Genomic DNA, 12,664 nt, shown 5'->3' on the forward strand with positions numbered 1-12,664 from the left:
CTCGTCAGGCTCATAACCTGAAGGTCGTAGGTTCAAATCCTGCCCCCGCAACCAAACAACAACCCATCTAAGTCAATGGCTTAGGTGGGTTTTGTCGTTAACGGAGAAAAGTGTTTCGAAGTGTTTCTGGAAGCATGGTGGAAGCCGGTGAGCCGCTTTAATCTCATTTCACTTGCCTATAAATCAGGCTGTTATAGGGGCGCTCAAATAGGCAGGGCGGAGGAGTTGCAAATTCGCTGTTGTGTACCAGAAGCAGGCTAAGAAAAATTTTTGATTGCCTCTAATAAGGTAGGCATATTCGTATATGGGTTGATGTCAAATGGTTTGCATTTTGCTCCAGCGGTATCTAATCCCGATCTATTTATTTTAAGAGCTCTACTCTGTGCGAGGGGTATCATATCTTTGATTTTTTCAAATAAAATGGCTGAAGCCTTGTCATATTTTTCTCCGCAATGCTGTTCGACTTTGCTAAACAGTGTGCTGTTTTTCTTTAAGTCATCAAAAGAATGGTAGGCTGCTGATGAATCGATGAAATGGAGCAATATCCAGAATTCAAAACACACGTTGTTAAGTGCTATGTTTACGTTATTGCGGCATGCATTATCCCAAGCCTGCATATGTAAATCACGAGAATACCTGTTCGACGACTCTCGATCATAGACCACCCAAAACTCATCGCCATCGATTGATTTATCTGAGTTTTTAAAACTAATTGCAGCTTGAACCAGTTCTACTGGAGTATTCTTCCTGCAATTCATAACTTCAACAGAAGTTTTATTGTCAATCCGAAAATGCCGTATATACCCATTGATATACAGTGGCTCAGTTTTCTCCCCTTCACAAAAAACCCTAAGCTTTTTTTTAATCTGAGGAGCATTTCTTCTTCTATCCCTAGGCATCGTCAATGTTTCTCTTTAGATAACCACTCTTTATAGACATTTGGGTTATGGCTTCTCTGATTTTTACATATGAAAATGAAGGGAGAGCGCCGAAACGGCCATCTTTGTAGAAAGCCTCGAATGGGCTGTTCGGGCGAACCGAGTCCTTGTCGTAAGCGTCAAGGCTGGTGAGTATTGACGATCCATTTTCCTTTTGCACCAACCACAGTTGGTCTCTGCGCAACTTATTAGGGTCCATCAAGTTAGTATCGTGTGTTGTCACAATGATTTGTGCGTCGGTACTGTTTGCTAGCGGATCGTTGAATAATTCAAATATGAGTGAAACAATATTTGTGTGAAGGTGGCCATCGAGTTCATCAATAAAAATAGGTGTTCCGCTCGAAAGTGCCATAAGCAGCATTGGCAAAATTTCAAACAACTTAACTGTTCCGTCTGACATTTCCTCTTTTTCGAATTTAACGAGTTGCCCATTCTGAGCTTCATGCCAGAATTTATACGAAACACTGTTCTGTTCAATAATTACTCTCTTCAGAAAATCAGGCATGTCTGACGGCAAGCGAAGGCCTTCTGGAGAAGATTCTTCGGCTGTAATTTTCTTCACACCTGTATCCGCAAGACAAATCAAATCCGAAACTGTATTAAGGTGACCCTCCTGATCGTAAAAATTACTCAAATGTATATTCACTCCAGCATCAAGTGTAATAATTGATCTAAAGTATCGAACAATCTCACGAATGCTTTTTGGGGCTGATGCGTCGTTTCCTGCTCTCGAGATGTACGTGCTGTTTGGAAAAAAGGGGAAACGGCGATCACCTCCCTTATAACTGCCTCCAAATTTTATGGTTTCCCAAGTATCAAGCTTGTCACGCTTGAAAATCAACGCCCTTTGACGCTTCGGAAATGCGAATAGGCTTTCAGAAACTACGCGCTTATTTGTATAGGATACTGAGTATTCGTACCGAACACCTGAAGGTACGATGAACTCTATTTTAAACTCAATTTCCTTGGTATCAAAATGTGAGGACAGTTTGAAGGGTTCGTATGCCGGTATGCTGTCTTCTTCACTAAGCGATTTTGAGTTGGAAATCAGCCAGCTAAGTGCTTTAAAGGCTTTCAGTAAATTTGACTTCCCTGAAGCATTTGGTCCGTAAATAGCAGCCGACCGAAGAATAGAAAACCTTCCATTTTCAATATCGCTATAATTGCCTTGCAAACGTTTAGGGCCACCCTCAGCATTCATGCTAAATAGCTGCTCGTCTTGGAATGATCGAAAATTTGCAACGCTGAAATCTATAAGCACCTCATCCATCCTTTATTTTGGGCCATATTGTTTAAAATTAAACGAATTTAGCCAAAATTCATGATACATATGTTTATCTACACTGGATAACAATGGCATGCAAGTGAGACGCATAAAGCGACCAGCCGTGAATATTGGGTTAAATAGTCTTTAACCCCTCCGTATCGCCTCAGCAATCCGCAGCCACCTTTCCTCAATCCTCTTCGGATGGCTCTCCGGCGGTAGTGTGGCGCGATTAAGTCTCTTTCCTGTAGCCTTAGGCGGCATAATCAGCGCAGTTTTCTTTCCAGCACGTGCCTTGCTCTCCCAGAAGGTGGTGTGTTCGTCATTAATCAGGTTCGATATTGTTTGCCCGATCTGCGGGCCAAAATCTTCTCGGATTTCTTCATCGCTGAGGCCCAAAGCAGATGCCAAGGATGCGACAATTCCCATGAGTTGTTGGGTGCGAGTTTCGATATGCTGATCAAATAACACTTCTTTCACCTGTCCGGGGAGTAACCCGGAGCGGTACTCTGTGAGGTTCTTTTGCAGGCATTGTTCTGTAGCGCCCCAAAGAGGATGCGGCCTTTGCCGGGTGACATTCGCATCTGGCTCAGATTTAATGAGCCTACTGCCAAGACTCTCAACGCATCAATAGATGAAAATTAAATATCTTCTCGGGGAGCCAATTCAAAAAAGCCCTTGGCCGAGAAATCGCCGAGGGCTTTTTTCCTGTCCGGCCCCTTTCAGACACAAAAAATGGGCGCCCTTTTAGGCGCCCGTCGTCGTTCTTCCTTCTTCCGCCAACCTTAAGCGGCAGACCCGACCGGGATCAGGATGGACACCGCCAGTGTCGCCGCATAAAGCCCGACCCCAAAGGACGTATGCGCCATCAGGCTTCGGACCCGCGCCGTGTTTGGCGCCGGCGTTTTCGATGCAGCAATACCGAAACCAAATCCCGGCTGCATGACAAGGAACGGTGCCGCCACGGTCACAACGCCAAAGGCAATGGCCGGTACCACCGTTGGCTGATAAGACCATTCAACCCCCATCAGGGCCAGCAGGCCCGCCGCAAAGGCAATCCCGATCCCGTAATGGGCGATCCAGCCAATGGCCCGCTCCCCTGCTATGAGTTCAGCGGTGCCGATCCCTGCGTGGAAAAACCGCCCGCGCGGAAAATGGCCAATCCACCGGCCAACCATCGCCCAATCCAGGGACGGGATATGGAATACCTGTTTCAGGAACACTGCCCACATATCCATGATCAGGGTCGCGCCGATGCCGATTGATACCGCCCGCACCCAGAAATCCATCATGTCGTTCAACTACTCTATCCTTTCCAAACAAACCGGGACCGAAACCCTGTGGCCGTCGTCCCGTCTATACACACAAGAAAATAAAATCATTCTATAGATTGATAGAATGATGGAGGAATGATAGGATAGAGTCAATGACGGATACAGAGACACAAATCACCATGTTCACGGAGTTTGCGGACCTTGCGCGAACCCTCGGCAATGCCCATCGCATTACGTTGCTGGATCACATCGCCCAAGGGGAACGGCCGGTTGAGCGGCTCGCGGAACTGTCCGGCCTGACGGTGGGCAACGCGTCGCAGCATCTGCAAACCCTGAAACGCGCCGGATTTGTCAGGACACGGCGGAACGGCAAACAGATCCTCTACAGCCTTGGTGACGGCCCGGTCCTTGCGGTGCTGGCTTCCTTGCGGGACCTTGCCGAATTTAACCATGGACAGATCCGTGCCCTTGTCGCCGACAGCCGCGGACCGGGAAACGACTCGGAAGGAATCTCGCAAGCTGAGCTTACCCTTCGGATGCAGGAGAACAGCGTCACCCTTCTCGATGTCCGCCCGGAAGAGGAATACCGGCAAGGCCACCTTCCCGGCGCCCTCAACATCCCGGCCGAGGAACTGGAACGCCGCCTTTCCGAACTCCCCGCCAATCTGGAAATCATCGCCTATTGCCGGGGCCCCTATTGTGTTCTGTCAGTAGACGCCGTCGCGGCCCTCCGATCCCGCGGCTACACCGCCCGCCGACTGAAAACCGGCTTCACCAACTGGAAAGCCGCCGGACTGCATATTGAACAGGACTAGGCCGTAGACTCATTAAATCTGAGCCAGATGCGAATGGCGGCGAGTTTGACCATGGCGAAATAGGATGAACCTGAGTTTGTCATAGCGGGTCGCGACGCGACGAACGTATTTGATCTTATTGAAAAATCGTTCGACCAGATTGCGTTTTTTGTAAAGGCTGTTGCCGAAGCAGGAATTCCACTTTTTACCTTTCCGGATCGGGCTGTTGGGAGCGGCGCCCTGGTGTTCGATCTGCCGTCTCAGCCAATCGGCATCATAGGCTTTGTCGGCCAGGATCAGGTCGCCACCGCTCACTCAAGCCAAGAGGTCTTTTGCGGCTTTGATGTCGTGCACCTGTCCTTCCGTGATCGCAAGACGGATAGGTCATCCGTTTTTATCCGTTACCGCATGGATTTTGGTGGTCAGTCCTCCCCAGCTTCGCCCCATACATCGATCCGGATGGCTTTTTTTATGCCCAACGCACATCCCAAAAGGTTACGGAAAACGTAAAAGTTTACGCTGGCAGTTAGAAAATCACGGCCGCTTGCCGCAAGAAATAACGAATAACATTAAAAATTACGGGTTTTACGGTCTGAAGAAGAAATAAGGAGTAGCAGGGGAACGTGGGGTGGAGATGGGGGATCCCTTCAAACTGAGGCTGAAGGCGATCGGTGTTTTCTTGATATGCTTTGTGTTTGGGCTGTCCGGCATCTGCATTTTGAAAAGATACGTCATTGGTCGGGGTGTCAGGCTATTCATCACGCCTATGAACGTCTCACAGAGTTGTAGGATGGTAAATGGTGTAGTTGTGAAGAGGCTGGGCCGCGATACGCGAATTGCTGTAGGAGTGATGGTTTGACGCAAGACCGTGAAAGTCTCAGGCAAGATTTTGGATGCCAGGTAGGGTCTTTGAGGTCCGCTTCGCTTTCGTCACTGCGGTTTTGGTTGGTGCCGGGTGCGCCGACTTGCGCTTTGTCTTTTTTGCTACAAAAAACGTATCCAAACAGACGGCTTAGGGGAGGCGCCGCGGCGGTCACTTTTCGGACAGTGAAAGTAGGCTCAATCCGGATGACGGGTTTTTCTGATCCAATGGGCCATATCGCGGCAGGTGGGGGTCCAGATATCGCCGTCTTGCTTGACCACCTCAATCAGCGTTTTGAAAACATCCATCGCCTGTCGGGTGCGGCCCAGAATGAAGGGGTGGAATATGAGGGTGGCGTGGGTGCCTGTGTTCTTCAGGGTGTGGAGGGTCTGGGTCAGTAAATCCCCCCATTGATCAAGGGTGTAGGGCTTTTCCGGGTCTCCAAAGGCTTGGCGTAAGGCGCCAAGGTCGGGGTTGAGCATATAGGCATCAACATGCTGCCAGGCGAAAGGCAGCGTAACAAACCCCCCGGTATTCCGATTGTCGCCCACTTGCCCAAGCGGGGAGGCGTAAGTTAAGCCCAGTTCCTCGCATTCGGATTTCAGGTCAGAGAGATCAATCAATCCCCCCGGCGGGCGAAAGCCGGCCACGTCAATCCCAAGGTCCCGGTAGGCCCGGACGGCTTTTGTCAGGGCTTCCTTTCGGACGGGGATTTCGGTTTTTGACCAGTTTTCGTGCTGCCATCCGTGGACGCCGATCTCGTGTCCCGCCTCCCGGATTGCCTTGATTTCCTGTGGGTGGGCCGTGCAGTTCCATCCTTCGATGAAGTAGGTGATCTTCAGGCCACCGAGGATTTTCAGCACGTCAGGCAGGACCGCGATGGAGGGGTGGGTGCCGTCCTTCGACTGTTCTCTCGGTAAGCCAAGCTGCTCTTCCGCGATCGGGCCAAGATTGTCGAAGGTTATGTTCAGCGCGGCCGCTTTTTGCTCGGGCCCCCATCCATTTGGCTGTCTCATTGTTACTTTCCCCTCAGTGAAAAGCGGTTATTCCGCTGCGTATATCTGGACCCGAAGCTGGCCCAGATTTTCAATCTCAGCCTCGATCACGTCGCCGACATCGGCATAGATGCCGCTTTCAATGCCCGTTCCTGCGGGGGTTCCTGTCAGGAGGAGGTCGCCGGGCTCAAGCGAGATGTTGGCGGTTGCAATCTCAAGCAACTCCCGCACGGACCAGATCATTTTCGAGGTGTTGGAGTCTTGCTCGATCTTGCCGTTACGCCACAGCTTCATGGTCAGGTTCTGGGGATCGTCGATAAAATCAGCCGGCACGAAATAGGGGCCTGCGGGGGCGCTGGAATCAAATGCCTTGCCCATGAACAAATCAGATTTCGCAAAATGCTTCGGGTTGCGTTGAAAATCCCGTGCGGACATATCCAGCGTGGTCATGTATCCCGCGACCATATCCAGATTGCTGGAGATTTTGGAGCCTGCGGGCACCTCTTTTCCGATGACAACGCCCAGTTCGATCTCCCAGTCAAACTGGGTCGACCCGGTCGGGAACCGAACGGTTTTCCCCGGGCCCACAAGCGCCGTTCGTGGGGGCTTCATGAACATGGCGGGGATATTGTCTTCCTTACTGAAACTTGAATAGCCGACAGCCTCGATATGGTCGATGTAGTTGGTGCCTGCGCAAATGATTTTGGGCGGGAACTGAAGCGGGGTTTGGAAGGTCAGGCTGGCGGCTTTCACGCCGACCCCGTGGTTTCCTTTCGCCAGATCGCCCGCAAGGGCAGAGAGGTGTTTGCTGCTGGCCTCCCAATCCTCAAAAAGGGCCATCAGGCCGCCTTGCGCGAGATCAAGGTTTGGTGCGACTTCGGCCAGTTCCCAGATTTTATCCGCAACCATGATCGCCGGGGCCGAGCCGGTCGGTGTCTCGATGGTGCAAAGCGCATAGCGAGTGGACGCATGCATTGGCATATCTCCCTTATTCAATGCTTTCGTTAGCATTATTTTATGAAGTTGGTAGAAATATTGTCAATTAATTTCAATAATTTCGAGGAAATAAAACCCGTTAATCTGGTTTTTGCCGAGATTCAGAGGATTGACATATATTTTTATCTAATGCTAACAATTGCACATAAGGAAAAATAAATGATAGAGGGAGGCTACACATGAAATTGCAAATACTCCGGAAAATTTTCTTTAAAACTCTGTGTGTTACGGCTGGGATTACGAGTGTGGCGGTGTCGATGACAGCGTTCACACCCATTGTTTCTGCAGACCCCATTACCATTCGATATGCCCATTTTGGGGCCAATCGGGGGGGCATGGGCGACAATATGAACTGGTTTAAAAACCAGCTTGAAACCCGCTCGAACGGGGATATCAAGCTGGATATTCATTGGGGTGGGTCGCTGGGGGCGCCTGCCGATGTTCCCCGGGTTGTAGGGGCGGGACTTGCCGATATGGGAACGATTGTCTCGTCTTACACACCGGGTTTGCTGGACCTGTATGAGGTTGGCAACCTGTTGATCGGCCCGTCCAATCTGTGGGTTGCCCAGCAGGCAATATATGAATTGGCGACAACCAATGAGGCGGTCAAAGGCCAGTTTGCCAAAAACAATCTGGAATATGTCGGCAATTTCAATGCCGGTGCCGTGCAAATGATCTGCAAGGACCCCCTGAATTCTCTGGATCAGTTGAAGGATCTGACGATCCGCACCGGAGGGCCTTACACCGATGTCCTGAAGCGCATGGGAGCGACCACGATCGCCATGCCACAGCCAGAGGTATATCAGGCACTGGCAACCGGTCTTGTTCAGTGTAACCAGATCTATCATCTGGCCATCGAGGGGTTCCGTCAGTATGAGGTGGCGAAGCATGTTGTCGAGCTCGATTTTGGACTGGTGATGGCCTATGGCATCATCATGAACAAGGATCTCTGGGGGGATTTGACGGAGGCGCAGCGCAAGCTGATCCGGGAGGTTGCGGATGACTTGAATGCGCGGGTGGTTTCCGATCATCTGGCCCGTGTCGGGGCGGCAAAAGCGAAACTTTCCAGCGATGCAAAAGAGTTTCAGGTTGTGTACGCCGCGCCGCCCGCCGGCATGCTGGACCAGATCAGGAAGCATGGTGCGGACCTTGCGGTTGAATGGATCGCATCCGTGAACAAGAAGGGGCTGCCGGCACAGGAAGTGGCGGATGAATATCAGGCCCTGATCGAGAAATATCAGGCTGATTTCGACAAGAACGGTTATCCCTGGGAAGCCGCTAAAGGGAGCAACTGATGGTTCGCTTCACGCTTGGTGACGGTTCGGCAGGGGTGGGCCCTGTCGAGCGCGTGATGGGCCGTATTGAGTGGGGGTTTCTCCGGTTTTCAATGCTGACAATTGTCGTTCTTCTGGCGCTTATCTGCGTGTCTGTTGTGGGGCGGACCTTTTTCAACCTCCCCATCCCGGATGATGTGGTGCTGGCAGAAAATCTGATGCCGGTGATTGTGGCGCTCCCCTTTGCCTTTGCAACGGCCCGCCGCGGGCATATCGAGGTGGAGGTCTTTACCTCGTGGTTGCCGCAGCATTTCTTCAGGCCGTTAAGTGCGTTTGCCCATTTGCTGGCGGTTCTGATTTTCTCCGGGATTCTGTGGTGTGTGTGGATTGGCGTTCTTAAAGATTGGGAGAGTGGTCAATATTACGAAGGGGAACTGGCACTTCCCGTTTGGCCGGCGAAGCTGGTTTTCGTCGTTGCCCTGGCCCTGTTCTGTCTCAGGCTTTTCTTCAATCTTCTTGAGGATCTTGGCCTGAAAAAGGGGAGCCCCGTCCACCATCCCGCCGAGCCTGTTTCCTAGGCCAAAAAACACCTCCCAGAAAGGTTGAATAAAAATGGAACCGACTACCCTTGCGCTTTTTGTTTTGGTGGGTCTTTTGATCTTGCTGTTCCTGCGCGTGCCGATCGCGTTTGCACTTTGTACGGTGGCACTCATTGGTATGTTTCTTATCTTTGCGTGGCCCGCAGGTCAGCCCTTTAATCCGGCCCGGGCAATGCGTCCGATCCAGGCATTTTTGGGTACGGACCCTTTTACCTTTATCAAGACCTATACCTTTACCATGGTCCCCTTGTTTATTGTGCTGGGGCATGTGGCGCACCGGACCCGGTTCACGACAGATCTCTTTTACGCCATTCGTATTCTTTTGCCGCGCTTGCCCGGCGGATTGGCGATTGCCTCTGTGATCGGTTGCGCAGGCTTCTCCTCCATTTCCGGCTCCAGTATGGCCTGTGCCTCGGCGATGGGGCGGATTGCCGTCCCTGAAATGCTGAAATTCGGGTATAGCAAATCATTGGCAACGGCATCTGTTGCCGCTGGCGGAACGCTGGGATCGCTGATCCCGCCATCCCTTGTTCTGGTCATCTACGGTATTTTCACGGAGCAATCCATCGGCAAGCTGTTTGTAGCCGGGATCATTCCGGGCATTATCAGTGTGCTGGCCTATGTGGTGACCATTTTGCTGTGGATTCGGATCAAGCCGAACGCCGCACCGGATAATCATGTTACCACCACCCGAAAAGAGCAGATGGACGCCATCATCAATCTGTGGCCGATCACGGTCATTGCCATTGTGGTTGTCGGCGGCATTTACAGCGGTTTCCTGACCGCCACGGAATCGGCTGCGGTTGCGGCGGCGGTCGCCATTCTGATCGGCTTTGGGTTGAAGCGCCTGTCATTGGAGGATTTCTTCGAGGCCTTGCAGGAAACAGCCTATCAGTGCGCGATCATTTTCGTCTTGGCCATCGGTGCCAAGTTAATGGTGTCCTTTGTGGGGATCACGAATATCGCCAGTGATCTGGTCATCTGGATAACGGAGCAGAACTTCTCTCCTGCTCTCGTCATGCTGATGATCTGTGTTCTCTATCTTGTCCTGGGTACGTTTCTGGATGCCATCGGTATTCTTCTGCTGACACTTCCGCTGGCGGTGCCGATCATGGAGGCAATGAATTACGACTTGATCTGGTTCGGCATTGTCATTGTCAAACTGATCGAGGTCGGTCTGGTGACCCCGCCCGTTGGTATCAACGTCTTTGTGATTAAATCCGTGGTCGGGGATCGCGTTGATCTGAACCAGATATTCAAGGGGGCGGCGATTTTCATTCTGGCCGATCTGGTCGTTCTTTACCTGATCATCATCTTCCCTGATCTCACACTTCTGCTGCCCCAGTCGATGTTCTAACCAAGGGAGTGGATGGATGAACTTGAACGAACAAGCGCGGCAATTCCTGATCCGCGGTGCCTTGATCTCTGACGAGGCTGATATTCGGGCGGAAAAGCTGACCGGTGGTATCTCGTCCGATATTTGGCGGGTGGATGCTGATGGGCGATCCTTCGTGCTGAAACAGGCATTGCCCGAATTGCGGGTCTCCCAACATTGGGAGGCTCCCTTGTCTCGCAACGACAATGAGGTCAACTGGATCCGTGAAGTCGCGGATATTTGCCCGGCTGCCGTACCCCGGGTGCTCTATTCTGAGCCGGGTGCCAATATGTTTGCCATGGAGTTTCTGGAAGGGGCGACCTGGAAAGAAAAACTTCTGCAAGGGGACGTGGATATAAACTTCGCCTCAGAGGTGGGGGAGGCTTTGGGAAAAATCCATCAGTCCACCGCAAATGTTAAAAGAGTGGCCGCGCAATTTGCCGTGCCTGAAACTTTTGATGCCTTGCGGGTGGAGCCGTATATCAAGGCGACGGCGAAAGCGCATCCGGACGTGGCAGAGCCGTTATTGCGGTTGGCGGAGGAGACGTTATCGGCGGTCCAAGCGCTGGTTCATGGGGATGTCAGCCCCAAGAATATACTGGTGGGTCCGGCAGGGCCTGTTCTGTTGGACGCGGAATGTGCGTGGTATGGGGAACCGGCTTTTGATCTTGCTTTCTGCCTCAATCATTTGCTGCTGAAATGTCTGGTCCGGCGCGACAAATGCGAAGATTATCTTGCGGCATTTGAGGTCCTGCACACGACCTATCTGAAGCAGGTTGATTGGGAACCCGCAGAGACTATCGAGCGGCGCACCGCCCGGCTATTGCCCGCTCTTTTTCTGGCCAGAATAGATGGAAAATCGCCTGTTGAATATGTCACCGCCGAAGATGACAAGGCGCGGGTTCGACAAACGGCACTGCCCTATATTCAGGTTTCACCTACGCACCTCTCGGAGTTCAGGAACTCTTGGGTAAGGAATTTGAAGAATGACTGACACAACAATAATAAATGTTCTGGGGCGCCGCGTCTGGGATTCCCGAGGGCGTCCGACAGTAGAAGTTGACGTTCGCTTGAAATGCGGTGCATTTGGCCGCGCCATTGCCCCGGCCGGGGCGTCCATGGGCAGCGGAGAAGCGGTCGATTTGCGAGACGGGGGGGAGGCTTTCGGTGGTCTGAATGTCGGGCGGGCCGTTGCGGCCGTCAATGAAGAAATCGGGCCAGCGCTTGTTGGTATGGATGCGGACCTTCAGGAAGAGGTTGATCGGGCCATGATTACCCTTGATGGCACGGGAAATCGCGGTCGGCTTGGCGGAAATGCGATTGTCGCAACATCGATGGCTGTCCTGCAGGCGCGGGCCGCAGCAGAAAAAGTCCCTCTTTGGCAGTATTTGGCAGCGGGTCGGGATGTACGGCTGCCGTTACCGGAAATCCAGATCTTTGGCGGCGGTGCCCATGCCGCGCGCCGGGTGGATATTCAGGATTTCATGATCATGTGTCCGGCAGCGGGCTCTTTTGCCGAGGCTCTTGACTGGACCGCCGAGGTATATCGCACTGCCGGTCTTCTGATGAAGAAGCGGGGGAGTTTGCAGGGGGTTGCAGATGAAGGCGGGTATTGGCCCGCCTTTCGAAGCAATGAAGAAGTCCTTGAGGCGCTGGTAAAATCAATTGAGATGGCAGGCTTCAAGCCCGGCGATGAGGTGGGCATATCGCTGGATGTGGCCGCCAGCGAGTTTGGCAAGGCGGGCGTCTATACTTTGGCCCTTGGCAACACATCCTATGACACCGATGAATGGATTTCGATCCTTGGGCAGTGGCTGGATGATTACCCCATCCTGTCCGTTGAGGATCCGCTGGGGGAAGATGATCGGCAAGGGTTTCAAACCTTTACCCGCCTTTATGGGGGGCGGTGCCAGATTATCGGGGATGACTATCTTGTGACCAATGCCGCCCGGGTGAGCGAGGCCGCAAAGGACAAAGCCGTGACGGCGGTGCTGATCAAGCCAAATCAGGCCGGTACGATCACCGAAGCCTTTCAGGCGCTTGCCGCAGCAAGGGAACAGGGGCTTGGCACGATTGTCTCGGCCCGCTCAGGCGAGTCAGAAGATGTGATCATCTCGCATCTTTCCACGGGCTGGGATGCGGGCCAGTTGAAGGTCGGTTCCTTTTCCCGTTCTGAACGGATGGCGAAATGGAATGAGTGTTTGAGGATTGAAGAGGCGCTGGGATCACGGGCCAGATTTGCCGGGCGCGATGGGCTGGCCTTCGCGCCTTGGGATAGGGAGGAGAGTTAGCA

The 12,664-nt window shown here is 52.3% G+C and carries 12 protein-coding genes and 2 pseudogenes; 6 read left to right on the plus strand and 8 right to left on the minus strand.

The genetic code is table 11. The features are described from left to right. Window positions 1-257: 257 nt before the first annotated feature. The 4 genes from FQB27_RS10115 to FQB27_RS10130 form a co-directional block, all read right to left on the minus strand. Entirely contained in the window at window positions 258-899 is a 642-nt protein-coding gene (locus FQB27_RS10115; protein ID WP_169560934.1) for an RloB family protein, read from the minus strand. Next, entirely contained in the window at window positions 892-2,208 is a 1,317-nt protein-coding gene (locus tag FQB27_RS10120; RefSeq protein WP_169560935.1) for an AAA family ATPase, read from the minus strand. The genes FQB27_RS10115 and FQB27_RS10120 overlap by 8 nt, the downstream gene beginning before the upstream one ends. Before the next feature lie 141 nt (window positions 2,209-2,349). Further along, window positions 2,350-2,682: a hypothetical protein gene (locus tag FQB27_RS10125; RefSeq protein WP_169560936.1), complete on the minus strand. Its 333-nt coding sequence runs from the start codon at window positions 2,680-2,682 to the stop codon at window positions 2,350-2,352. Between the two features lie 305 nt (window positions 2,683-2,987). Beyond that, on the minus strand, window positions 2,988-3,494 hold the full coding sequence (locus FQB27_RS10130) for a DUF2938 domain-containing protein (protein WP_240953478.1): 507 nt from the start codon (window positions 3,492-3,494) through the stop codon (window positions 2,988-2,990). A 134-nt stretch (window positions 3,495-3,628) separates the two neighbouring features. On the opposite strand from FQB27_RS10130, the gene FQB27_RS10135 reads away from it, so the two are divergent. Next, window positions 3,629-4,291, plus strand: a complete 663-nt coding sequence (locus FQB27_RS10135; protein ID WP_169560938.1) for an ArsR/SmtB family transcription factor — start codon at window positions 3,629-3,631, stop codon at window positions 4,289-4,291. Here the strand turns inward: FQB27_RS10135 and FQB27_RS10140 are convergent. The 4 genes and pseudogenes from FQB27_RS10140 to FQB27_RS10150 all read right to left on the minus strand — a co-directional run bounded on the left by FQB27_RS10140 (window position 4,288) and on the right by FQB27_RS10150 (window position 7,102). Then, window positions 4,288-4,534: pseudogene (locus tag FQB27_RS10140) on the minus strand (hypothetical protein). The gene FQB27_RS10135 and the pseudogene FQB27_RS10140 sit on opposite strands and share 4 nt — an antisense overlap. Continuing rightward, window positions 4,519-4,732 (minus strand): annotated as a pseudogene (locus FQB27_RS16945) (transposase); the annotation flags it as partial. The pseudogenes FQB27_RS16945 and FQB27_RS10140, both read right to left, overlap by 16 nt. A 597-nt stretch (window positions 4,733-5,329) precedes the next feature. Beyond that, complete coding sequence (locus tag FQB27_RS10145) at window positions 5,330-6,148, minus strand: polysaccharide deacetylase family protein (RefSeq protein WP_169560940.1); 819 nt, start codon at window positions 6,146-6,148, stop codon at window positions 5,330-5,332. Window positions 6,149-6,175: 27 nt separating this feature from the next. Next, entirely contained in the window at window positions 6,176-7,102 is a 927-nt protein-coding gene (locus FQB27_RS10150; RefSeq protein ID WP_169560941.1) for a fumarylacetoacetate hydrolase family protein, read from the minus strand. 278 nt (window positions 7,103-7,380) lie between these two features. On the opposite strand from FQB27_RS10150, the gene FQB27_RS10155 reads away from it, so the two are divergent. Genes FQB27_RS10155 through eno form a run of 5 tightly spaced genes read left to right on the plus strand, consistent with a single transcriptional unit; the run spans window position 7,381 to window position 12,662 of the window. Continuing rightward, entirely contained in the window at window positions 7,381-8,418 is a 1,038-nt protein-coding gene (locus tag FQB27_RS10155; protein ID WP_169560942.1) for a C4-dicarboxylate TRAP transporter substrate-binding protein, read from the plus strand. After that, complete coding sequence (locus tag FQB27_RS10160; RefSeq protein WP_169560943.1) at window positions 8,418-8,975, plus strand: TRAP transporter small permease; 558 nt, start codon at window positions 8,418-8,420, stop codon at window positions 8,973-8,975. Before FQB27_RS10155 ends, FQB27_RS10160 begins: the two co-directional genes overlap by 1 nt. 34 nt (window positions 8,976-9,009) lie before the next feature. After that, complete coding sequence (locus tag FQB27_RS10165) at window positions 9,010-10,353, plus strand: TRAP transporter large permease (RefSeq protein WP_169560944.1); 1,344 nt, start codon at window positions 9,010-9,012, stop codon at window positions 10,351-10,353. Between the two features lie 16 nt (window positions 10,354-10,369). After that, window positions 10,370-11,365: a phosphotransferase family protein gene (locus FQB27_RS10170; protein ID WP_169560945.1), complete on the plus strand. Its 996-nt coding sequence runs from the start codon at window positions 10,370-10,372 to the stop codon at window positions 11,363-11,365. Beyond that, a complete protein-coding gene (gene eno, locus FQB27_RS10175; RefSeq protein ID WP_169560946.1) occupies window positions 11,358-12,662 on the plus strand; it encodes a phosphopyruvate hydratase in 1,305 nt (434 codons plus the stop codon). The genes FQB27_RS10170 and eno overlap by 8 nt, the downstream gene beginning before the upstream one ends. Window positions 12,663-12,664: the final 2 nt, after the last annotated feature.

Origin of the sequence: Sneathiella chinensis, from assembly GCF_012720115.1 — a bacterium.
Classification (GTDB): domain Bacteria; phylum Pseudomonadota; class Alphaproteobacteria; order Sneathiellales; family Sneathiellaceae; genus Sneathiella; species Sneathiella chinensis.